The following is a 24,037-nucleotide window of genomic DNA, read 5'->3' on the forward strand; positions in this document are numbered from 1 at the left end:
AGCTCAATAGCACTATGAACTGGTACTGAAAAGGGGCTATTGCCTAGGCATAATATTCAGCCAACCACCGAGTTAATCGTTCAAAGCTCGGTGGTTGGTTGTTTTTCCAACAAATTGATCAAACACGACGTAGGTGCCAATCAGCAATTCATAAGCTAATGTCCCGCATCGCGCAAACAGGGAAGGCAATTATCATGATTTTATCAGAGCAAGTTCTTTAAAAAGGGGGCATGATGGATGGGAGCAGAAGGACTTTACAACATATATTCAATCCATACTGGAGATGTTTGGGCCGGAGCGGGTTATGTTCGGTAGTGATTGGCCAGTCTGTCTGCTTTCTGCGGATTATGATCAGGTAATGGAGATTTTGTTGAATGCGATTCCGCAACACTGGGGAGAAACGGAGCGTGCGCTACTATTTGGCGGAAATGCGGAACGTTTCTATAAACTTAAATTGAGGAAATCTCAATGAAAAATCGTAAACTCGGAAGCACAGGATTGGAAATATCACCGCTAAGCCTGCTGTTCTTATAAGCAGGCTCTTCTTAATTAGCTTCGGTGAGTAATATTACAATAATATGCTCTTGCGATACTTTCACATTTTTATGTCATGTTGTCTATTTGGAAGCTAATTTCTTTAATTACTTTTCTTCGGTATAAGCCTGGGGTAACGCCAGTAAACTTCTTAAATAACTTATGAAAATAAGGTAAACTCTCATAACCGCAATTGTGGGCGATCGTATCAATACCTAAGTTGGTAGTTAAAAGCTGCTCCTTCGCAGTTGAAATTCGCTTGGCATTCACATAGTCGGTGATATTCATCCCGGTTAATTGTTTAAACACCCTAGATAAATGAGCGGCTGAGACTGAAGTCTGCTTTGCCAAATAAGAAAGTCCAACGATTTGGTCCGTGTGATACTGATCTAAGTGTTGAAGTATGTTTAGTAACCAGGAGGGTCCGACATCGGACCCAGCCAGTTGATGATGGGATTCTTTTAATATCAAACGATTAATGCTGATCAGAAGGCTATTTAAATGTAGTTGAACTGCGTATCTAAAACCAGCTTCGTGTCGTTCCAATTCATCATGCATTTGTTTGAGTTTTTCTTCGAGATGAGGGCGCATGACTGCTGGGACAACAAGCTTATAGCTCTTATATTTTCGTGCTCGCTCAAAAACTTGCATATTCGTAAACGAATCACCTGCTGAATAATGTCCGATCAGTTGCGGATCAAAAAAGACAGCGGTGGCGGTAATAGGAGATTCAGAATCTGGCAATGCCTGATGAATGGTATTGCCAGGAATGATGAAGAGGTCTCCTTCATTCATCTCATAGAGCATTTGGTTTAAGAAAAACGTACCTTTTCCACTATAAACATAAACCAATTCAAAGCGATCATGAAGATGCTCTGGAAGTTCTCGAATTGGTGTCTTTTTGTCCTTAAATACAATGTCAAATGGCAGGAGGTCGTCGTTAATAAAGTTCTTTATAAGCGGTTTTTGCATTTTGCGAGCCTCCCCAGATCAACTCAATTCATTATTTGTCTTATTTATAGAATATCAAAATAGAGTATGTTTTTGCAAAGGTAAAGAATTAACAAATGCCATAATCTTGGTACAATATTATTAAGCAGCACCAGCATTGGAAGAAACTCAATTTATTTCTCTTATAGATTGTTCGGAAAATCTCATCAAAGGAGCCAGTCATCGATGGACGTTGTTTACCAATTTGAAGAAGTAGCGAGACTTCCCTTGCCCGGGGATAATTGCGCCGTTGCGATTCACCAATTGAACTCTGGTACGGCCATTCAGTATGAAGGCCAAATCCTCATCTTGGATTACACGGTTATGGAAGGCCATCGATTTGCGGTGAAGGCGATCGCTCCTGGCGAAGATCTGCTTTCGTGGCATTTGCCATTCGGCGTGGCGCTTAAGCCGATTCAGCCCGGTCACTATGTGATCAACGAAACAGTACGGAAAGCGCTCAGTGTGCGCCAGTTGACATTCGCGGTTCCGGCGGAGCCCAATTTCGCGGATCAAGTTTCTCCTTATATCCTTGACGAGGAGAACTTCCAGCCGGCTCAGGCATCCCCAGCTTTTACCGATACGCGCACTTTCATGGGATATCGCCGCCATAAAGATCGCGGAGTTGGCACCCGGAACTACATCGTATTGCTCGGCACCACCTCGCACACGGGGAGCTATGTGAATGAGCTTGCCACTCGTCTGCAAGGCGAATGGAAGAACGATTCGAATATAGACGGGATCGTTCCCGTCGCTCACACGGAGGGCGGCACAGAGAAGCCGAATAATGTGGACTTGCTGCTGCGGACGCTGGCAGGTTTCATGGTCAACCCGAACGTCGGAGCGGTATTGGTTGTCGATTATGGTAATGAATCGGTCACGAACAAGATGGTGGAGGCTTATGCTCGTGAGCATAGCTATCCGATCGATGAAGTCCTGCATAAGTTCGTATCGCTCACAGGAAGCTTCGAAGAGGAGCTGGTTAAGGGTGAAGCGTTAGTACGCGAATGGCTATCAACGGTCAACACGATGCAGCGAACGCCTGAATCCATCAGCCACTTGCGAATCGGCTTGCAATGCGGTGGTTCGGACGCATTTTCCGGAGTATCCGCGAATCCGTTGCTCGGCTGGGTTTCGGAACACTTGGTGCGTTACGGCGGTGCGGCTAGTCTAGCGGAAACTGATGAGTTGATTGGCGCGGAGCCCTATGTCCTCTCGAAAGTAAGCAACGTGGAAACCGCGCGCAAATTTCTGGAACTTGTGAACCGATTTAAGGAGCGCACGTCCTGGCACGGCACCAGTGCGGAAGGTAACCCGTCAGGTGGCAACATGTATCGCGGCTTGTACAACATCTATCTCAAATCTATAGGAGCCGCTATGAAGAAAGACCCGACAACTCGGATTGATTATGCAACTGAGTACGGGGAGCTCATGAAGGATGGCGGCTACTATTTTATGGATAGCCCTGGCAATGACCTGGAGAGCATCGCCGGACAGGTAGCCGCAGGCTGCAACATGATCTTCTTTACAACGGGAAATGGTTCGATCACCAACTTTCCATATGTGCCTACGGTCAAGGTGGTCACGACAACTCGCCGCTTCCAATTGCTTTCGAACGATATGGATGTGAACGCGGGGCAGTATCTGGAAGGCAAGTCGATGGATGAGCTGGGCCAAGAGGTATTCGACTTGGCGCTCCAAATTGCCTCTGGTCAGCGAAGCGTCGGCGAGAAGGCGGGCCATGCCCAAGTACAAATTTGGCGCAACTGGCAGCAGAACGATGCGAGTCAGCTAGAGACGCTGCTTCACACTCCTGTACCGACAGGAGATCCGATAGAAATTAAAGATGATGCTATAACGATGGTTAACCCGATCCAATTTTCCTTTACTCGACATCGCAATCGGCAATCTAGTGACAATATCGGCTTGATCGTGCCGACCAGTCTTTGTGCCGGACAGGTAGCGGGCATGATCACGAGGCGCCTGAACGAGCAAGGAGCAGGGCAGCCTGGGCTCTCGCGTTTTGTCACATTGGCGCACACGGAAGGATGCGGCACTTCGGGGGGGCCAGCCGAATCGCTGTTCGCCCGTACGATGATCGGCTATATTACGCATCCGATGGTGGAGCATTGTTTGCTGCTAGAGCATGGCTGCGAGAAAACACATAACGACTACATGCGCCATCAGATGGATGTGATGGGTGTCGATGCGAGCCGTCTTGGTTATGCCAGCATCCAGCTTGATGGCGGAATTGCCAAGGTGAGCGAGAAGGTTGAGGCCTGGTTCGCCAATCGATTGGTTGCGGCCGATACTGCGGAGAAGGTGACGGTAGGCTTGGAAGGGCTGCGCATCGGGATCGTAAGCGTTGGTGTCATTAACAAAGATGCCGGCGAGCAGCTGGGGGCACTAACCAAGATGATTGTCGGGGCCGGAGGCTTGGTCGTCGTTCCCGAGAACAGCGGATTGCTTGCCGAGGATGCGTTCAGTAAGCAGCTAATTAGCGCGTCTCAAGTTGGGCCGTCTATCGCCTATGGGGAACACGTTCGCCGAAATGGATTCCATATTATGGAGACTCCAACAACGCATGGGGTGGAGACGATTACAGGACTCGCCGCCACAGGTGTGGAATTAATAATCGCGCTGATTGGTGATCGTCCAATGCAGACGCATCCTTTCGTCCCAATGCTGCAAGTGACGTCGGAACAGGCTGTGCTCCATAACCATAAGCAAGATGTCGATTTGGTACTCGAGGGCAACCCGAGCTTATGGGTGGATCACATACTCGAGCGTAGCAAAGAAATTTTGGAACATACTTATGTACCGCGTCTCTATCAGCAAGGTAATATCGATTTTCAAATGACACGGGGCTTTTTGGGGGTGTCGTTATAATGCAGACAATATCTGAAAGCGAGGTAAACTCCATGACGAACGCATTATTATCTCTACGGCCGCTTGGCAGTACTGGCCTACTCATATCACCGCTATGTATTGGAGCCGCTCCGCTCGGGGATATGCCGGAGACCTTTCAATATAGTACGTCAGAGGAACAAGCATTGGTAACGCTGCGTACCGCTTTTGAAAGCCCGATTAACTTTATAGATACGGCTGCAGCATACGGTGAAGGCGAGAGCGAACGGCGGATTGGCAAGGCAATTCGAGCGAATGGTGGACTTCCAGCTGGTTACGTGTTGGCTACCAAAGCCGACCGCGACTTCAAGACCGGCGACTTCAGCGGCGAACAGATCAAACGTTCCATCGAAGGAAGTCTTGAACGATTAGGACTTGATCGTCTGCAATACGTTTACATCCACGATCCGGAACATACCACCTTCGAAAATGTGATGGGACCCGGCGGACCTTTAGAAGTGCTTCAAAAGTTTCAAGAACAAGGAGTCATCGAACACATCGGCATCTCCGGCGGACCGATCGATATGCTCATTCGTTATGTCGAAACGGGAGCGTTCAGCGCTGTAGAAACCCACAATCGATATACGTTGCTCAATCGAGCTGCCGAACCATTGCTTGATGTCGCTAATCGCATGGGCGTCGCCGTCATTAACGCCGCTCCTTATGGCAGCGGCATATTAGCTAAAGGTCCGGATGCATACGCTCGGTATGCCTATAGCGATGCTCCGCCAAGCGTAATGGAACGAGCGCGTATGTTCGCTAAAGTTTGTCAGGAACACGATGTGCCACTTGCCGCCGCAGCGCTTCAATTTTCGCTTCGCGACCCGCGGATCGCCAGCACGGTCGTCGGCATGAGCAAACCGGAACGGGTAGCCCAGACGTTGGAGCTTGCGACATACCCGATTGCCCCAGAGCTATGGCCGGCGCTTGATGTCTTTGGCTATGATACGGAAGATCCCGAAGAGAATCAATTTGCTTAGTGGGTAGGGGAAATCATGGTCATCTAGATCGAATCGTGACCGAGCTGCTCGGGTGATTCTTTGAATTGGAACAATAATCTCGTCCCTAAGAGAATGTCTTTGGGGCGGGATTTTTAATTGCTTCAAATTACAGCGATGAAGCCTTCAAAAGGGGCAATGGCTATACTCACTATCATCCTCGGGTCAATTAGTCATGGAGCTTCAGGGGGCGATGGCAATTTTCAGTCAATAAGCTAAACGATTGAAATTGGAAGTACCGAAAAGCCAAATCCAGTAAAAAGAAGGCATCTTCCCGAGGGGGCGATGTTTTCTTTTGGTTATAGGGTGACTCTTTTGAAATTAGGAAACGGATTGTCCGCTTCAGGCAGCGACGAAAGACTTTCCAACTAATAAAGCCATGGTAATTGCCCCATCTCATGACTAGTGCGAAATTTGTAGTTTTTTATTAAACATCTAGTTTGTTTGTGGTAATATATTCATAGGTAATTAGACCTAAATTTATCTTGGTCTTAAATAAGCACTTCTTGCTGGAACTTAATTCATGAATAATGAACCATAAAATGTCGGAAGGAATTGATATCATGTTTAGTCAGAAATATAAAGTTTGTCTTGTTGTTTTGAGTTTCTTTTTGATTTTGAGTTTGTTTCCATGGATGATGCCGCAAGTCGCATATGCTTCCGATGGAACACCATTTTCGACGATCAATGTACCTGGGACGTTCGAGGCGGAGGATTTTAATAGTGGCGCAATAAATGATGTTTATTATGCGCATCCGTCCACGCAAATTTCTCGCGATACGACTTATCGGGATGTGCAGAATCTTGATATCTTTAAAGAAGTGATTAATTCGGTAACCTATCGCTACATAGTAAGTTCCAATGATCAGGTCAGCGGATCGCCAACAGCGGGGTATGTAAGCGAATATCTGAAATATACGGTGAATGTCAGCAGCGCGAATACCGGTTGGCATGATATCAAATTCCGTGCCAAAATGGGCAGTACGACAACGAAATCGACGATTACTGCTCTTATAGACGGGATTCAGCTAGGCTCGACGCCTGCGATAACAGGTACAACTTTCCAAGACTATACAGTACCGATGCCTGTTAATTTGAGCACGGGGACACATGTGCTGACCATTGAATTTAGCGGTCCGGATCCGGCGACGTACTTGGACAGTATTACGTTTACGAAGAGGGGGACTGCGCCTACGTATCCTTCTCCAACGATTAAAACCGGCTTATTGACCTCAGACGAGGTGGTTGTAGCCAATGTGACGGTAAGTGCAGATACAACAGGGACGAATGATACGACAGCAACGATTCAGACGGCTCTTAATCAAGCGCGGGAAATGGGCGGAGGTGTAGTTTTCCTGCCAGCCGGGACTTATCGATTGAACGGCGGCTTGTCGATTCCAACCAATGTAACATTGCGCGGGGATTGGAAAAGTCCTCTCGACGGCACGCCTGCAGCAGGTACGATACTGGCTGCTTACAGCACGACGACATCGGCGATTTCTTTGAACGCGCCGAATACGACCGTTCGCAATCTTAGTATTTGGTATCCGAATCAAGGCAGCTATACGGGCGGCGTGTTTACGCCTACCACTTATCCGTACACCATTGATTCGAATTCTTTTGCGGCGAATGTGGCGAATGTGACGTTCTATAATTCTTTTAAAGGCATCAATTTTTCATCAGCTAGCGGCACGAATATTAGTAATGTCTACGGAACCTTTTTGTTTCAAGGCATTACGATGGATGGCAATTATGAATATTCGTATGTGACGAATGTGTTTATGGATACGGGAATATGGAAAAATGCGCCTTCAGCGATCACAAATAAACCGGACAGCACACAAACCGGATATATTAAAACGTACACAAATTCATACTTGTATGGGATGAAGCTGTGGAAAAACGATGGTTTAACGATGTACGATATTAGCGTTAACGATGCCAAAATGGGGATTTTGATGGAACAGGGTCCACCCACCTCTAACGGTTCTTATGGAGCAATGTCGAAAATAAACGCTTCCGTACAGCAGGATTATTTGCGTCCAGAGGTTGGCGAGTTTCTCAATCTCGACCAGGTGTGGCAAGCTCGTGGACAGCATTATACGTTTGCTCCCGCAAAAAAGCCCACAAGCGATACGAATTTTTATAATGTGAAAAATGCGCCGTACAATGCTGCGGGGAATGGGATCACAGATGACCGCACAGCAATCCAGACTGCACTAACCGACGCAGGCAATGCCGGAGGAGGAACCGTATTTCTGCCTCCAGGTTCGTACAAAATCTCAACAACATTGAATGTTCCAAGCGGTGTTGAACTGCGAGGCAGCTACGACTACTTGCATGCACATGAAAATTTAGATACAACTGTTCTTCTTGCATATGACGGCAAGGATACAGCTACGCCTGATACGGCGACAGCTTTCATTACGTTGAATGCGAACGCGGGTGTTCGCGGTTTAACAATCTTTCATCCTGAGCAAGGCTTTGTGAATGGCAGTGACACGAATGTTCCTTCCGATTTAAGAACACTGTATCCGATTCATACATATCCGTATGCTGTTCGCAGTGCAGGCTCAGGCTCCTGGATGAAATATGTCGAGCTTGAAAATAGCTATAACGGTGCTGATTTCGCCACGACGGCATCGAATGATTTTGTCGTTTCTGGCAATTGGATTAATGCTGCCAAAAAAGCAGTTTATGTGGGCGGCGGAACACAGCGCGGCTGGGTGGAGCAGACAGTATCCACGTTCGGCATTCATTTTCAATCGAAACATAATAATAGTCCGCATACATATGGCTTTACACATGCAATGAACTACACACTGGCTAACACGGATACACTGACGGTCGGCAATGGCAATGACCTCGAAACATTCGCTGTTGATTCCTTCGGTGTGAAATCTGGCATTCGCACCATCAAGGAAGGTGCGGGCGCAGGACCGCAAAATGCAATGTTTTATTTACCTTCCGTCGACACTTCTTCCGGCCCGAATGTTTCCGTTGAAGGTGGGGGAACAATCCAGATGATTGGACTGCAGGCCGGAAGCAGTACAACGCAAAACTATGTGCGAACGACATCATCTTTTAGCGGTACTTTAAACATCTATGATTCTTTACTTTGGGGGAATATTGTCAAAAGCGTAAGTATTGGCGGCGGCACTGTCAACGTGTACGACAAAGACATGAGCGTTTATTCCCTCCCAATTTCGCAAAATAAAACGGCAACCAGCAATAGCTCTTTGGGTGGAGATACGCCGAATCACGCTGTAGATGGCATGGGCACATCGAAATGGGTTTCGACTGCGGCAGCGCCTAATTGGCTGCAAGTTGATTTGGGAGCCTCCTATGATATAAGCCGTTGGGTCGTCAAACATGCAGGTTATAACGGAGAATCCAGTTCTTATAATACAAAAGATTATAAGCTGCAAATTAGCAGCGACGGTACGAATTTTAACGATGTTGACTGGGTAGCAGGCAATACGGCCAATCTCACGGATCGCAATGTATCCACGAACGGCAGATATGTTCGCCTTTATGTAACAGCGGGTCAGCAGGATGGGGCTAGCACAACACGAATTGTTGATTTTGAAGTCTATGGCTTGACTAACGTTGCTATGAATCGAACAGCTACAGCGAATGCCTATAATTTACCGAATGAAGCCCCGCAATATGTAAACGATGGCGCATTGAATACGAAATGGGCGTCTGTTGCGGCTTCACCCAACTGGCTGAAAATCGATTTAGGTCAATCCTACCATTTGAAACGTTGGGTCGTTAAACACGCAGGAGCAAGTGGGGAATCTGCGATTTATAACACAAGGGATTTTAAGCTGCAGGTAAGCAATGATGGCACCAATTTTACAGATGTCGACACAGTAACAGGAAATTCGACAAATATAACAGATCGTGTCATCAATACAAATGCAAGATATGTTAGACTATATATAACACAAGGCACACAACTTGGTTATGATGGATATGCAAGAATTCAAGAAATTGAAGTTTATGGTACAGCCAGCGGAAATGCCGCGCTGAACATGACTGCTACATCAAACGCGTTTAATTTGTCGAATGAAGCGCCGCAATATGCTGTGGACGGTTCAACTGGCACTAAATGGGCATCGATCGCGGCATCGCCAAATTGGTTAAAGATTGATCTTGGATTTGTGACTAACATTAGCCGCTGGGTCGTCAAACATGCTGCAGTGAATGGAGAGTCTGCTAATTTGAATACGAAGGATTACAAATTGCAGGTGAGCAATGATGGTACTAATTTCACCGATGTCGATACCGTGACGGGGAACACAGCCAATTCAACGGATCGGAATGTAAACGCAACAGGGAGATACGTCAGATTGTACATAACACAAGGCACTCAGACAGGGTTTGACGGTTACGCCAGAATTTATGAGTTTGAAGTTTATAACTAATGAGGAGAGTGAGCGGATGCGTAAATGGATCATTGTTTTGACCGTAGTATGCGCTGTTATCACAACAGCAGGATGCAACAAGGTGTCGAAGCAACCGAGTCTAACCCAAGGACAAGATCAGATACAGAATGATCGGACAGATGAAGTGTTTACGCTGCGCGTATCCTATTGGGCGGAAGATAAAAACGGATACTTAGATGAGGTAGAAAAGAAGTTTAAAGCGAAATATCCGAACGCGACAATCAAGTGGGATAGATTGGATCCAAAAACGTTTGCCGAGGTTACGGATAACCAGTTAAAATCAGGTCAAGCCGCCGATATCCTATTTAATCAAAAAATTAAAGATTATGCCAAAGCCGGCTACCTGCTGGATTTATCGGATCAACCATGGACCCAGCGTATGATTGATTCTGCGAAGCAAACTGTAGCCTACAAAGGGAAAACCTACGGCGCAGCGCTGGATGTAAGTACCTTCGGCGTGTATTACAATAAAACAATTTTTGAACGTCTGCAATTGGAGCCGCCTAAAACATGGGATCAATTTATGGCGTTGAACGGCAAGATTAAGCAGGATGGGTTATCGCCAATCGTAGGCGGGTTTAAAGATGTATGGACGATTCAGGGCGTTTACCTGCCCATTGCCGCAACGTCAGAGTTTCTCCTGAACCCTAATTTTGAAATGGATTTATATGCGGGGAAAGTCAAAATTGACGGTCCTGAAGTCAATAACGCGATGCAGAAATTTTCTGATCTAGCGCACAAAGGCTTTTTTAATCCGGATGCTTTACATATAGGCTATGAGGAATCTACTCAGCAATTTATTGATGGAAAAGGCGCCATGCAGTTGATGGGGAGTTGGACGCCCGGGGTAGTAGATAGTAAGACGACTGATTTCAAAATGGGTTTTTTCGCCTTGCCGGATCAGAATGGAAAAACAGTTATGCCAGCGGCGCCAGACAAGCAAGTATCCATTAATGCGAAGACATTATACCCTGTAAAAGCTAAATATTTATTGTCCCTTCTGCTCGATAAAGACATGCTTGCGATTTACAGCAAAAATGTTGCTTTATCTGCTTTTAAAGATGTAATTGCTGATTACTCAAATCCGGCGATGAAGGATGTTCAAAAAGCACTGCAGCTATATCCAACTTCAATCAACCCGGGACATTTATTTACCGATTCAGCGAATAATGCCATTAATGAAGCTTTAACTCATATTTTGTCAGGAAAAGAGCTGCAAAATGAATTGAAAGATGCCGATGTGAATTATATAAAGGATAAGGCGACCCTTATTCTGGATTGATGGTGAAGGACCAATGAACTCTTTATTGCGATTACTTCGACTCCAAAGTTTAAAAACACGATTGCGTTTTTTTGGAATATCATTGGTGCTTATGGTTGGACTGCTAACGATTTCATCTTATTCCTTTCTACAGTATCGCCAAACTGAGAACAATCAGATGAATTCAATGCGAAAGGATAGTGCGATCCAGCAAACAGCCATAGATAGTTGGGTAGCTACCAGAGCGTCTGAAATTCGAAATCTAGCAAACTTGCAATCGACCACAGAGCTTGATCTCGATAATATTCAAAATAACCTTAAATTTTTTGCTTCTCATCAACAGGAGTTTGAAGCGGTTTCTTTTGCCAATAAAGAAGGTATTGTGGAATTTAGCACAATGAACCAAATTGGCGCCTATATCACCGAACGAACCTATTTGGAAGAAGCCGCAAAAGGGCACGAATATATCTCTGATGTGCTTTTGGGTAAGGTTACCAACCAACCTATGATTTTATTTTCTGCTCCTGTTATGAATAAAAAGAACCAATATGAGGGAGTCATCTATGGAACGGTTAAGCTAAAGACAATCGAGCAGCTTATGGCGCAATTTCGCTACGGAGACAGCGGTGAATCGTATTTAATTGATCGAAATGGCTATTTGATAACTGAATCGCGGTTCCAAGGGAATTGGAAACCATTGGAATTCCAATTGAATAGCGATATTCTGGAACGCGCGAAGCAGGGGATAGAAATAACCTCGACTTATGAGAATTACCGTGACAAGCAGGTTTTTGGTACGTATCAATTGGTGAATAACGGAAAATGGATTGCCGTTAACGAAATTGAGCGGAATGAAGTGTATCGAACCTTTAACAGGCAATTAATTGTTATGATTATAATCATTTGTATCGTGCTTACATTTGGATTTATCGCGATGTTGCGAATATCACATCACATTGAACATCCCGTTCAGCATTTATTGAAAGGGGTTCAGCGATTGAAGCAAGGAGATTATCAGTATAAAATCGATTACGCCAGTATGAAGTCCGCACCCGTCGAGTTGTTGCAGTTATGTGAGGCATTTAACCAAATGTCGCAAAATATTCAAGACAATGAGATTGAGCTAAAGCAGCAAAAGGAAGACTTGGCGGGTTCCAATGCGGAATTGGAGCAATTTGCTTATGTCGCTTCGCATGATTTACAAGAGCCTTTACGAATGGTAGCCAGTTATGTGCAGCTATTGGCGAAGCGTTACCAAGGTAAATTAGATCAGGATGCGGATGATTTTATTCATTACGCAGTGGATGGTGCGCAGCGTATGCAGAATTTGATCAACGATTTATTGGCTTTTTCCAGAGTAGGTACGAAGGGGAAGGAGCTTAAGTCTGTTGATTTTGAAGTGGTGCTGCAACATGTATTGACGAATCTACAGCACGCGATTCAAGAAAGTGATGCGTTGATCACTCATGATCCTATGCCTACTTTGCTTGCGGATTCTACACAAATGGTGCAATTATTGCAAAACTTAATTGGTAATGCCATTAAGTTTCGTGATGCCAATCGCGCGCCCGTCATTCATATCGGGATTAAACAACAGGGCAAAGAGCGGTTATTTTCAGTTCGTGATAACGGGATTGGTTTTGACCTGAAGTATCGGGACCGCATTTTCCTCATTTTTCAAAGGCTCCATAATAAAACAAAATACCAGGGGACGGGTATAGGGTTATCTATTTGTAAAAAAATTGTTGAACGCCATGGCGGGAAAATATGGGTTGAGTCGGAAGCGGGTCAGTCAACAACCTTCTACTTCACGCTACAAGACAGGGAGAATATATAAAATGATCGATAATAAGATGAGTCAAAATGTAGAAATTTTATTAGTGGAAGATAACCCCGGAGATATTCGTTTGATTGTCGAAGTGTTGAAGGAAGGGAAAATACACAATAATTTAAGTGTTGTTGAAGATGGTGAAGAGGCTTTGGCTTATCTCAGGCGCGAAGGCAGCTATCGAGATGCGATTGTGCCGGACATTATATTATTAGATTTAAATCTTCCCAAAATCAATGGCACCGAAGTTCTTGCCGAAATCAAAAAGGATCCATTGTTGAAATATATTCCAGTCATTATTTTAACAACTTCCGAAGCCGAACAAGACATCTTAAGAGCATATGATCTACATGCGAATTGTTATATCAACAAGCCTGTCAACCTAGAGCAGTTTCTAACAGTTGTGCGATCAATTGAAAATTTTTGGCTAACGATTGTAAAGCTGCCTAGGAGGTAAAACGATTGATTAAGGTTTTATTAATTGAAGATAATCCTGGGGATGCACGATTGATTCGAGAAGTTTTGTCGGATACAGATCATTTGAATGTTGAGTTGAAATGGGTCGATCAGTTGGAAACAGGTATTGAACTAATTACTAAAAATGCATTTGATGTTGTTTTGCTCGATCTCTCACTTCCAGATAGTCATGGTATGGAAACTATCATCGACTTTCGGGAGCAAGCGCCCGCAATCCCAATCGTCGTACTGACCGGACTTGACGATGAGGAGGTTGCGTTAAATGCCGTACAACATGGGGCTCAGGATTATTTGATTAAAGGTCAAGTCAACAGTTCGGTAATTATGCGTTCAATGCGTTATGCTATAGAACGTCATCGTCTTCAGGATGAGCTTTATAACTTATCGATTATCGATGAGCTGACGAGTCTCTATAATCGTCGAGGATTTTTTAATCAGGCTCAGCAGTTTATGAATGCGAATGCTCAGGAAGGCAAAGGCTTTTATGTGGTTGTTGCCGATCTGGATGGCATGAAACAAATCAATGATTCCTATGGTCATCATATGGGGGACTTGGCCTTAATGGATACGGCGAATATTTTGAAAGAAGTTTTCCGCGATTCCGATATTATATCTCGTATGGGTGGAGATGAATTCACTGTGGTTTTACCGGAGACTCAGGGACATTCATGGAATTTAGATGCATTTGAACAGGAAATCATCTTGAAAATCCATCAAAAGTTAGACAGCTTTAATTTGAGCGCTGGCCGAATCTATCGCCTTTCGATTAGTCTTGGATTATTTCATTACAATCCGGCTATGCCCGTAACTTTAGGCGAATTAATTATCCAAGCGGATCATCGAATGTATATCAATAAAAAAGAAAAAGTCATGTAGGACTAATCTACTTGATTCTGATTCCTGGGGAATTATATAGTCAATGTTTTATACGTAAGATTACGTTGCTTTTCGGGATGCATTTAATTTAGATGATATTTTTAGATTGCCACTTGTGACTGTGATAAGTTACAGGTGTTTTTTTATTGGTTAAGGTTAGAGAGAATTATTCGGTACATTTTGGAAGATATTAAGTATGAAAGTAAATAATAGTACCGGATGTGAATCATATGAATCGATACCTGCATAAAAGCAAAGTGATAACATTGATTTTCTTGATCGTTTTGGTTATTGGCTGCGGGAAACCGGAAAACAAAGAAAATGATCTCGTTCAGATGAAAGCAATAGACAAAACCCACTCGGTAAAACCGGTTATCCTCATAAATGTGGATTCCATGCTATCTTCCGCAATTGATGAAGGAATTAGTAAGGATATGCTTCCAACCTTCAAATTCTTGAAGGAACATGGGCAATATCACAAAGAATTTGTCAGCTCGTTTCCGACGATGAGCGTGACTATTGACAGTACTCTACTAACGGGAACTTATCCTGACAAGCATCGAATTCCTGGGTTGGTTTGGTACTCCTCAGCTGACAAAGACGTGATCAATTATGGAACAGGCATAAGAGACATCATGCGAAGAGGTCCCAATCCTTTTTTAAGTCAGGTTTTCGTTGATTTAAATAACAAACATCTTAGTAAGAATGCACCTACGATCTATGAGGACTTGGCCAAACTTGGGTTAAAGTCAGGGTCGGTGAATGGAATCATTTACCGAGGAAATACCGATCATCAGCTCAGTTTTCCTAGCTGGTTATCGGGTCCTACATCTTTACCCGAAGCAGCTACCGTGAAAGGGCCGGATTTTTTCACATTCGCAGCTTTTTCCAACCCCCTCAGAGGCATCATAGACTTACCGGAGAATGTAACGAAACAAATGGGCATGAATAATGAATACGCTGCTAATGTCGCCTCCTATTTAATACAGACCGGCCAAGTGCCTGATTTTCTATATGTTTATTTTCCAGAATTGGATCAGGCATTACATCGGGATGGACCTTCCCATATGAAGAAGCTAATTGAAGTCGATCAGCAAATAAAAGGAATTATGCAAAACTACGGATCTCTTGATGAAGCACTGCGTAAAGCGATTTTTATTGTGGCAGGAGATAGCGGTGTAAGCCAAGTCCAGCAAAGAAGGGAAAATCCTGTCATAAAATTAACCGAGCTTTTTCAAAATTACAATTTGAATAACCCCGGTGATCCAGTAACGGACCAAACAGATTTGATCTTGGCTGCAAACGAAACGATGGCCTATGTATACAATGCCAATGGCAAATACAGCAACCGCACTATTGCGGATCGATTAAGTACCGATAAGCGGATCGACTTGATTTCATGGAGAGAAAATGGATGGATTAACGTCATCAAGGGCAATAACCTGAAAGAAATGAGGTATAAACCGATTGGTATCATTACAGATCCCTATCTTCAAAAATGGACGTTGGAGGGTAGTGTTGAAGTCCTGGATCTTAATTGGAATCATGCACGGAATACTGTAGATTATGGAGATTATCCGGATGCGCTGCAGCGTCTATCCTCGGCTTTGAATTCTCATGATGGCGAATATTTCGTCATTACTTCCAAACCTGGGTTCGAGTTTATAGATAAAAGTAATCCAGCTCATCAAGGGGGAGGAGCCCATGGTTCTTTGCACAAATCAGACTCTCTAATTCCAGTTCTCATTGGTGGGACGGAACATAGACCAAGGAGCCAGCGAATCGTCGATTTTAAGTCATATTTACTTGAACTAATAGGCCATGAGTAATGTTGAAATGATCCTGTCCCATTCCTTATCATCACTGGTTCTTCTCCGATATCAATCAATTCGTCTTGCATCAATATTTGCTTTTGGATATAATTGGTTTAAAATCAGGGTGTTTACATCGTGTAAATAGATTTGGTGAGTAGTTTCTGTATCAAGGAGTGTTTACATGACAAGCAGATGGAAACAGGAATTAGAGGAGCAAAGAAATAAACGGCGGCAGGAAATTATTCTAGCGGCTCAAGAGCTTTTTTTGGCAAAAGATTTGGCGGGTGTAACGATGAAAGACATCGGGCATCAATTGGGGATCAGCCGTGTTACACTTTACAAATATTACAACTCAATTGATGAACTGGCGTTTGAAGTCCAGATGAAGGTTTTAGACGATTTATTTCGATTTGTCGATTCTCACAAAATCGGTGAACGAGCCGAAGAAAAAATGCGGAACTTGTTATTGGCTTGGCAAGATTTCACCCAGATTAGTCCTAGTCATTTACGTTTTATTGGAATGTTTGATCACTATTATCGTGAAATGTATCCAACCCGTGAATTGGAGGAGAAGTACAAAAAATTCATCGGAAATGTCTTTCCATCGCCTGTTCAACTTATTCTGGAAGGCATTCAAGATGGTTCGATTCGTCCTGATCTTGATCCAGTCAAATCTTCAGCCATGATTGCAAACACGATGATGAGCATGACGCAACGAATGGCATCAAGGGGGAATATTCTTCGCGTTGAACAAGAGATCGATCCAGGCGAAATGATGCGGCAGTTAATTGACATGATCATGGCCTATCTGAAATCGGAAGCGCATTCAATCTGATCGAGTTAACTTTCAGGAAGGGAGGTCTATCAGCCGTGCTATTACGTACGCTGCCTCTGTTCAAATCACTGCGCTTTAAGTTGATATTTGGTTTGCTAATTATTGTCATACCCATTGTGGCTTTTATGATCTACAACAATTTGTATGCCATCAAAGTTGTTCGAAATCAAGTGGCACAATCGAATAAAAATTTAATCAGCCTATATATGGGACAGATCGACCGTAATCTGGATGAGGTAGACAAGTATTTATTCAACTTAGCTGCGCAAGACACGGGGCTGTTGGTACTAGATGTACAGCGGGATCAAAATGCGGATAGGTACTCTTTTACGAAAATTCAATTAAATAATAAATTATTAAAAGACCTTCCTGGTTATAAATCAATGGATATGTTCTTTGTTTACTCTGAGCCGAATCAAGATTTATTGACAGTTATGAGTGATCAAGTCACTTACACCAGACAAGAAGCAGTTGAAAATAGCATTAAGACCATTTTTCAAGACCAACGAGATGGTACAAATCAGACAAGTCTGAGAGAATGGTTCATGCTTAAGCTTGGAGATAAATACTATTTGACCCGTGTGATCAAATATGGGAATGTTTATATCGGTGCATGGACGGATGCGAGCAAATTAATGGTGCCGCTGAACTTAGTCGATTTGGGCAACAACGGCAGGGCTCTGCTGGTTACGGACCAGTTCGAGACCATGTCTAACCAAGCTTTTGTACAAGAAAATCAAATTAATTTGAATGGCGTTGGAAACGGTTACAAACTGACTGGAAAAGATGAACAATTTCTAGTCGTTGGCGAAAAATCCGCGAAAGGCCGTTTCAGCTTAATCGCTGCCATACCAGACAGCATCATTCTGGAGAATCTTCCTTTTCTTCGCCGAATGGTATCGTTCATTTTGTTGGGATCACTTATTCTGCTCCCTTTCATTTTATTTCTTTTAAGGAAAATCATCTTGGTTCCGATAAATAGGATCATGATGGCTATGAGGAGAATAGAAGACGGGAATTTGGACGTTCGCATAACCTACAGCCCTTCTATCATTGAATTCGACAAGATGAACCAATCCTTCAATCGCATGATATCGCAAATACAGGAATTGAAAATTAATGTTTTGAAAGAAAAATTAAATCATCAGAAGGCGGAACTCAAGCAATTACAGCTTCAAATTAATCCGCATTTTTTTCTGAATTCGTTGAACATTATTTATAATTTGGCGCAGGTGAAAGACTTTACATTGATTCAGGAAATGGCGCTTAGTCTCGTAGAATATTTTCGCTTTATGTTTCGGAGCAACATGACATTCGTCGCTTTAAGGGATGAGGTCCAGCATACGCTTAATTACTTTCGTATCCAGGAGATGCGGTTTCCTCAAAATTTGACTTACGATCTATCCGTTCCAGATAATCTGATGGACGAATTGGTTCCTCCGCTTGTTATTCAAACTTTTGTGGAAAATACGATCAAACACGCAGTTAGCATGGATAAACAGGTTCATATTGGTATAACCATTGAAGTCAAAGAAGTTAATAGAATCCGTATAAGGGTACAGGATACTGGAAAAGGATTTCCTGAGGACATTTTGGCTCAGCTGCAGATGGAAATGGATATTGGTAACGGAGAAGGTCATCATATCGGGATATGGAATGTGCAGCGCCGATTGCGCCTGCTGTATCATGATCAAGCCCGGATCACATTTTCAAATGGGGATGGCCTTGGCGCAGCAGTTGAAATTCTCATTCCATTTCATGAGAAGGAAAGAGGAGAGGGCTATGCTTCAATTATTGGTCGTAGACGATGAAATTCATGCTGTACGAGGGATAAAAGCGGGTGTAGAGTGGGATCAACTTGGATTTTCAAGAGTTCATGAAGCTTTTAACATACGGCAGGCGAAGGAAATCTTTGGGACCCAAAAAATTGATATTCTGCTTTGCGACATTGAAATGCCGGAAGGTGATGGATTTCAACTGTTATCTTGGGTCAAAGAACACTCTCCTGATACGGAATCGATCTTCTTAACCTGTCATGCTGATTTCGAATTCGCGCAAAAAGCGATTCAATTAGGTAGTCTAGATTATATGCTCAAACCTGTCCGTTTTCCGGAATTGGAGAAAGCCGTTCGAAAAGCCATCGACCAATTGGAAAAGAAAAGAAGATTGGTCCAATTTAATGAAACCTATAAACACTACTATCAGTTATGGGAATCGTACCAACCCATGGTCGTTGAGCGCTTTTGGCAGGATTTAATACATAGGTCGATCCCTTCTAATAAGGTTCAAATCAAAGAAATTATGGCAAAGCAAAATATACCTTATAGCGATACAGCCTTATTTGTGCCGATATGGATCAGTGTACAACGTTGGCATAAAAAACTGACTCTTCGTGAAGAAAAAATAATGGAATTCGCCTTGCGCAACTCTTTGGAGGAATTGGCTGTACGGAAAGAGGCAAACGGCCAAATCGTTGAGGTCAAAAGCGGAGGGTTATTGGCCATCCTCCCCATCCTCTTAGTCGACCCGGGTAGCAAGATCGATAAAGCGAAGCTAACCAACGAATTACAGGGGTATATCGATGCTTGTAACCAATACTTTTTCTGTGATCTTTGTTGTTATATCGGTGCGCCCGTATATACGGAGGGAATGCTCGAGATGTTTGAATCCTTAGTTACGATGGAATCCCGCAATGTTACACAAACGAATAAAATTTTCTTCTTAAGTGAGCAACGATGCAGCTGCTACGAAACATATCAAGTCCCTAAAATGAACGGTTGGGCGGAATTGCTCAAGTGTGGATGCAAAGGGAAACTGCTCAAAGAAATCGATCAAAGTTTGGATGCAATGAAGCAAATGGAGAGACTCGATTCCAAATTACTGCGTGGATTTTATGAGGACTTTCTCCAAATGATTCATCACGTATTGCATTATAAAGGCTTGAGGGCACATCAAGTTTTTTCGGAAGAACTTCTGTCTATGCAAGCATCGTATGTTTCCCGTTCCATAGCTAATCTTAGACAATGGATAATCACGATGATCGAAGAAGCTACGTGTCGAATTAACACTGTGGCTGAAAGCCAGACCGTTATTGAAAAAGCGAAACAATATATCGCTCAGCGCATCAACGAAGATATTTCGCGGGAGGACATTGCCAGCTATGTGAGTATGAATCCGGACTACCTGACAAGAATTTTTAAGAAAGAAACTGGCTTGACGGTTTCTGATTATGTTCTGCAGGAACGGGTTTCCTTAGCCAAAGAGATGCTGGTAAAGACGGATCTTCCGGTTGGCAGTATTGCCTCTTCGGTGGGCTATAATAATTTTTCCCATTTCTCAAAAATGTTCAAGAAAGCAACTTCAACGAATCCACAGGATTACCGCAAATTATATGAAATTTAGCAACCTAGGGTTCCTAATACAATGAGATCGTTCCCTTCTCGGGCGCGATCTTTTTTGTTTAATAAGAAGTCGGAAATGCTATAACAGGAAGTCGGGAAACAGGTAGAGTGCAAAGTGACAGTTATATATGATGAGAGTATAACCGATGAGGGGGGAACGATATGGGGTCAACGACAACAACAAGATCAACTTCAGCGACCACGACAGCTGCTAAGATAACGTCAACGAAATCAATAACCAGCAAAAAAATGAGAAAAATATGGAGGTATGCCCCTCTGTTTGTGATGGTAATACCCGAAATCATTTATCTGATCATCAACAACTATTTACCGATGTTTGGCTTGATTATCGCGTTCAAGGATGTCAACTTTACGAAAGGAATTTGGGCCAGCGATTGGGTTGGATTTAAAAATTTCGAGTACCTGTTCAAAACATCAGACGCCATGCTGATTACCCGAAATACGATTCTATATAATACAGCTTTTATTATCATTAATCTGATCATCGCCGTCGGCGTAGCAATTTTGCTGAATGAAGTGAAGAAGAAATTATTTGCCCGGTTTTACCAAAGCGTCATTCTCATCCCTTACTTGATTTCAATGGTTATTGTCGGTTATTTGGTGCTTGCCATGCTAAGCGGAGAAACCGGTTACATTAATAAACAGATCATGCCTATGCTTGGAATGGATCCGATCTCATGGTATAGCGAAGCCAAGTATTGGCCATATATTTTGACCCTAGTGAACATTTGGAAGCATGTTGGATACTTATGCGTCATCTATTTAGCGGCGATTATTGGAATCGACCCGGAATATTATGAGGCGGCCAGGATTGACGGAGCAAGTAAATGGCAGCAGATCACGAACATTACAATCCCTTTAATCACTCCGGTTATCGTGATTATGACGCTGCTGCAAATCGGCCGTATTTTTTACTCGGAGTTCGGATTGTTCTATCAAGTACCGCTTGATACGGGCGCGCTCTTCCCGACAACTAACGTTATCGATACGTATGTATATCGGGCATTACTAAGATTAGGCGACATCGGCATGTCTTCGGCGGCGGGCCTATATCAATCCGTTGTGGGATTCATTCTCGTACTCATCTCGAATTACGTGGTGAGCAAGCGAAACAGCGATAACGCTTTGTTTTAATAAGGAGGGAATCCAAATGAAAGTAAAAAGTCAACTGTATCAAGCGTTCATTCATGTTTTCTTTATTGGCATTGTTTGTCTCTGTCTTCTTCCGTTTTTTCTGCTCGTGATTTCATCTTTTACCGATGAAATGACTATTGTGCAAGAAGGGTATTCTTTCTTTCCGAGCAAATTTAGCCTTGCTGCGTACGAATTCTTGTGGAATGATTCCTCCAACATATTTCGGGCGTACGGTATTACCATTCTGGTAACTTTAGTTGGAACGTTCGTGGGGCTGTCAATTACGGCTCTATGCGCCTATCCATTATCTAGAAAAGATATGCTGATTCGTAAGCCGCTCTCCTTTATCGTTTTTTTCACACTGCTGTTTAATGGGGGCCTGGTCCCCACCTATCTGGTATATACACAATTGTTCGATATGAAAAACACGCTGCTGGCCTTAATCATTCCCGGTTTGTTATCAAACGGATTTTACGTGCTGATTATGCGCACCTTTTTTATGACTTCAATCCCAACCCCGGTTATTGAATCGGCATCCATTGATGGGGCTGGGGAATTTAAAATCTTTTTCCAGATCGTGCTTCCGCTCTCTCTTCCCATTCTGGCTACAGTTGGCTTGATGCAAACGATTGGCTATTGGAACGATTGGTTCAACGGATTAATCTATGTCACCGACAGCAAGCTGTTCAGTTTGCAGAATTTGTTAAACCGGATTTTGTTAAACGCGCAATTTTTGTCAAGCAACGCGAGCAGCAGCACAACGGAACTTGCTGCAAGCAGCAACATCCCGATGGAATCGGTCCGGATGGCTATGGCAGTTATTGGGACTGTTCCCTTGCTGATCGCGTATCCTTTTTTTCAAAAATACTTCGTCAAAGGTCTCGTTATTGGAGCAGTTAAAGGCTAGGCTATACTCGGCATCAGCCGGTTAGCATAAATGCTAGATAAACCTAGGGAGGCTATGAAATGAGAAGAAATATAAAGGGCATCCAATCAGTATTAGCAGGAATAGCGGCGATTACGTTGCTATTAACGGCTTGCGGCGGTAGTAGCGGAGGCTCTACGTCGACAAATCCGCCAACCGCGTCAGGGGAAACAGCAAAAGCGAAAACGGAACTAAAGCCTTATGAACTAACAGTGGCCTACTATAAAATCGGTAACATTAAAGATCTGCAGGAGATTCAGGATGCCGTTAACAAACTGACCAAAGAGAAGATTAATGCAACGGTCAAATTTGTGCCTATTGACCCTGCTGCGTATCAGCAACAAATCAATCTGATGCTGGCGAGCAATGAAAATCTGGACTTGCTTGTAACCTTGACAGCACTCGGCTATGGTACGCAGGCGGCGAAAGGACAGCTTGTTCCTCTGGAGGAATTGCTAAAGAAATATGGACAGGATATTACCAAGGTTGTCACACCAGAGATTCAAAAAGCGACGATGGCCAGCGGTAAACTTTATGGCATACCTAGCGTACGCGACTGGGCATCCGACTACGGCATCCTGATGCGCAAAGATATTGTTGATAAATACAAGATTGATCTGAGCAAGATCAAGACCTTTGATGATTTGGATGCCGTATTCAAGGTCGTCAAAGATAACGAGCCGAATATGGCGGCTATTGTTCCAGAAGGCGGGGGGACGTCCTTTATCGCGTCCATTGCACCTGGCTTTATGGACCCTTTGAATGATGATAACGGCGTGCTGCCGGACCACGATAATAATCTGAAGGTAGTCAATTGGTTTGAATCGAAGCCTTATGCGGATTTATTGAAAATGGTTAGAAGATGGTATTTGGACGGCTATATCCCTAAGGACATCGCTACAAACAAAATCCGCCCTGAAGACCTTGTGAAGGCAGGCAAAGCTTTTTCCTTTACAGTACATATGAAGCCTGGCTATGAAACGAAGGAAGCCATTTTGACAGGCACACCGATGGTTGCAGCTCGCATTATCCCACCTGTCACTTCTACGTCGTCGATTGCAAATATCATGTTCAGTATCGCCAAAAACTCGAAGGATCCAGAGAGAGCAATGATGTTCCTTAACCTGCTCTACTCTGACAAAGATTTGATTAACTTGATCGACTTTGGCATTGAAGGAAAGCACTACGTCAAGAAGGGTGAGTTGATCGGCTTCCCGAATGGCGTGGATACGCAGAATGCCACCTATAGCCCGAATCATGGATGGGAGTGGGGCAATCAATTCCTTTCTTACATTTGGGAAACGGATCCTGTTAGTCTTTGGAAAGATCAGGCTGATTTCAACAAATCGTCCAAAAAATCGAAAGCGCTCGGCTTCAGCTTCACAGTTGATCCGGTTAAAACGGAAGTGGCTGCTGTTCAAAGCGTGAAGGACCAATTTAAAATAGGTTTGGAAACCGGTACGCTGGATCCGGATAAAAACTTGCCGGAATTTATAAACAAACTGAAGGCTTCAGGCATGGACAAAATTATTGCTGAGAAGCAAAAGCAGCTTGATGAATGGGCGAAAACCAATAAGTAGTTTTT

16 protein-coding genes are annotated in these 24,037 nt (G+C 43.6%); 15 read left to right on the top strand and 1 reads right to left on the bottom strand.

All coding sequences use genetic code 11. The features are described from left to right. Nucleotides 1-202: 202 nt before the first annotated feature. Nucleotides 203-472: an amidohydrolase family protein gene (locus tag ACSQ8P_RS11380; RefSeq protein WP_436239504.1), complete on the top strand. Its 270-nt coding sequence runs from the start codon at nucleotides 203-205 to the stop codon at nucleotides 470-472. Nucleotides 473-603: 131 nt separating this feature from the next. On the opposite strand, the gene ACSQ8P_RS11385 is transcribed toward ACSQ8P_RS11380, so the two are convergent. Further along, on the bottom strand, nucleotides 604-1,506 hold the full coding sequence (locus tag ACSQ8P_RS11385; RefSeq protein WP_436235269.1) for a helix-turn-helix domain-containing protein: 903 nt from the start codon (nucleotides 1,504-1,506) through the stop codon (nucleotides 604-606). 204 nt (nucleotides 1,507-1,710) lie between these two features. Between ACSQ8P_RS11385 and ACSQ8P_RS11390 the strand changes: the two genes are divergently transcribed. The 14 genes from ACSQ8P_RS11390 to ACSQ8P_RS11455 all read left to right on the top strand — a co-directional run bounded on the left by ACSQ8P_RS11390 (nucleotide 1,711) and on the right by ACSQ8P_RS11455 (nucleotide 24,032). Further along, nucleotides 1,711-4,413, top strand: a complete 2,703-nt coding sequence (locus ACSQ8P_RS11390; protein WP_436235270.1) for a UxaA family hydrolase — start codon at nucleotides 1,711-1,713, stop codon at nucleotides 4,411-4,413. Then, the gene (locus ACSQ8P_RS11395) at nucleotides 4,413-5,411 is read left to right on the top strand and encodes an aldo/keto reductase (protein ID WP_436235271.1); all 999 of its coding nucleotides are present in this window, start codon (nucleotides 4,413-4,415) and stop codon (nucleotides 5,409-5,411) included. The genes ACSQ8P_RS11390 and ACSQ8P_RS11395 overlap by 1 nt, the downstream gene beginning before the upstream one ends. A 548-nt stretch (nucleotides 5,412-5,959) precedes the next feature. Then, nucleotides 5,960-9,859, top strand: coding sequence for a galactose-binding domain-containing protein (locus ACSQ8P_RS11400; protein WP_436235272.1), 3,900 nt, complete (start codon nucleotides 5,960-5,962; stop codon nucleotides 9,857-9,859). Between the two features lie 16 nt (nucleotides 9,860-9,875). After that, nucleotides 9,876-11,162, top strand: coding sequence for an ABC transporter substrate-binding protein (locus ACSQ8P_RS11405; protein ID WP_436235273.1), 1,287 nt, complete (start codon nucleotides 9,876-9,878; stop codon nucleotides 11,160-11,162). Between the two features lie 91 nt (nucleotides 11,163-11,253). Next, nucleotides 11,254-12,978, top strand: a complete 1,725-nt coding sequence (locus ACSQ8P_RS11410) for a sensor histidine kinase (protein ID WP_436235274.1) — start codon at nucleotides 11,254-11,256, stop codon at nucleotides 12,976-12,978. A 1-nt stretch (nucleotide 12,979) separates the two neighbouring features. Continuing rightward, complete coding sequence (locus ACSQ8P_RS11415) at nucleotides 12,980-13,426, top strand: response regulator (protein ID WP_436235275.1); 447 nt, start codon at nucleotides 12,980-12,982, stop codon at nucleotides 13,424-13,426. A gap of 5 nt (nucleotides 13,427-13,431) precedes the next feature. Then, a complete protein-coding gene (locus ACSQ8P_RS11420) occupies nucleotides 13,432-14,322 on the top strand; it encodes a diguanylate cyclase (RefSeq protein ID WP_436235276.1) in 891 nt (296 codons plus the stop codon). Between the two features lie 230 nt (nucleotides 14,323-14,552). Then, nucleotides 14,553-16,151, top strand: coding sequence for an alkaline phosphatase family protein (locus ACSQ8P_RS11425; protein ID WP_436235277.1), 1,599 nt, complete (start codon nucleotides 14,553-14,555; stop codon nucleotides 16,149-16,151). A gap of 166 nt (nucleotides 16,152-16,317) precedes the next feature. Next, nucleotides 16,318-16,971 (top strand): TetR/AcrR family transcriptional regulator, encoded by a 654-nt coding sequence (locus ACSQ8P_RS11430; protein ID WP_436235278.1) that lies wholly within the window; start codon nucleotides 16,318-16,320, stop codon nucleotides 16,969-16,971. Between the two features lie 35 nt (nucleotides 16,972-17,006). Then, nucleotides 17,007-18,782, top strand: coding sequence for a sensor histidine kinase (locus ACSQ8P_RS11435; RefSeq protein ID WP_436235279.1), 1,776 nt, complete (start codon nucleotides 17,007-17,009; stop codon nucleotides 18,780-18,782). Then, complete coding sequence (locus ACSQ8P_RS11440; protein WP_436235280.1) at nucleotides 18,754-20,373, top strand: response regulator transcription factor; 1,620 nt, start codon at nucleotides 18,754-18,756, stop codon at nucleotides 20,371-20,373. The genes ACSQ8P_RS11435 and ACSQ8P_RS11440 overlap by 29 nt, the downstream gene beginning before the upstream one ends. 248 nt (nucleotides 20,374-20,621) lie before the next feature. Continuing rightward, the gene (locus tag ACSQ8P_RS11445; RefSeq protein ID WP_436239505.1) at nucleotides 20,622-21,527 is read left to right on the top strand and encodes an ABC transporter permease; all 906 of its coding nucleotides are present in this window, start codon (nucleotides 20,622-20,624) and stop codon (nucleotides 21,525-21,527) included. A 16-nt stretch (nucleotides 21,528-21,543) separates the two neighbouring features. Beyond that, nucleotides 21,544-22,434, top strand: a complete 891-nt coding sequence (locus ACSQ8P_RS11450) for a carbohydrate ABC transporter permease (RefSeq protein WP_436235281.1) — start codon at nucleotides 21,544-21,546, stop codon at nucleotides 22,432-22,434. Between the two features lie 59 nt (nucleotides 22,435-22,493). Next, on the top strand, nucleotides 22,494-24,032 hold the full coding sequence (locus ACSQ8P_RS11455; protein WP_436235282.1) for an ABC transporter substrate-binding protein: 1,539 nt from the start codon (nucleotides 22,494-22,496) through the stop codon (nucleotides 24,030-24,032). Nucleotides 24,033-24,037: the final 5 nt, after the last annotated feature.

The organism is Paenibacillus sp. LjRoot153 (assembly GCF_964253085.1).
Taxonomy (GTDB): domain Bacteria; phylum Bacillota; class Bacilli; order Paenibacillales; family NBRC-103111; genus Paenibacillus_E.

Excerpts from the sequence above, each read along its gene's own strand:
- ACSQ8P_RS11425 (WP_436235277.1), top strand. The coding sequence starts at position 14,553 with ATGAATCGATACCTGCATAAAAGCAAAGTGATAACATTGATTTTCTTG.
- ACSQ8P_RS11405 (WP_436235273.1), top strand. The coding sequence starts at position 9,876 with ATGCGTAAATGGATCATTGTTTTGACCGTAGTATGCGCTGTTATCACA.
- ACSQ8P_RS11430 (WP_436235278.1), top strand. The coding sequence starts at position 16,318 with ATGACAAGCAGATGGAAACAGGAATTAGAGGAGCAAAGAAATAAACGG.
- ACSQ8P_RS11455 (WP_436235282.1), top strand. The coding sequence starts at position 22,494 with ATGAGAAGAAATATAAAGGGCATCCAATCAGTATTAGCAGGAATAGCG.
- ACSQ8P_RS11415 (WP_436235275.1), top strand. The coding sequence starts at position 12,980 with ATGATCGATAATAAGATGAGTCAAAATGTAGAAATTTTATTAGTGGAA.
- ACSQ8P_RS11440 (WP_436235280.1), top strand. The coding sequence starts at position 18,754 with ATGCTTCAATTATTGGTCGTAGACGATGAAATTCATGCTGTACGAGGG.
- ACSQ8P_RS11445 (WP_436239505.1), top strand. The coding sequence starts at position 20,622 with ATGAGAAAAATATGGAGGTATGCCCCTCTGTTTGTGATGGTAATACCC.
- ACSQ8P_RS11390 (WP_436235270.1), top strand. The coding sequence starts at position 1,711 with ATGGACGTTGTTTACCAATTTGAAGAAGTAGCGAGACTTCCCTTGCCC.
- ACSQ8P_RS11385 (WP_436235269.1), bottom strand. The coding sequence starts at position 1,506 with ATGCAAAAACCGCTTATAAAGAACTTTATTAACGACGACCTCCTGCCA.
- ACSQ8P_RS11395 (WP_436235271.1), top strand. The coding sequence starts at position 4,413 with ATGCAGACAATATCTGAAAGCGAGGTAAACTCCATGACGAACGCATTA.
- ACSQ8P_RS11450 (WP_436235281.1), top strand. The coding sequence starts at position 21,544 with ATGAAAGTAAAAAGTCAACTGTATCAAGCGTTCATTCATGTTTTCTTT.
- ACSQ8P_RS11410 (WP_436235274.1), top strand. The coding sequence starts at position 11,254 with ATGGTTGGACTGCTAACGATTTCATCTTATTCCTTTCTACAGTATCGC.
- ACSQ8P_RS11400 (WP_436235272.1), top strand. The coding sequence starts at position 5,960 with ATGAACCATAAAATGTCGGAAGGAATTGATATCATGTTTAGTCAGAAA.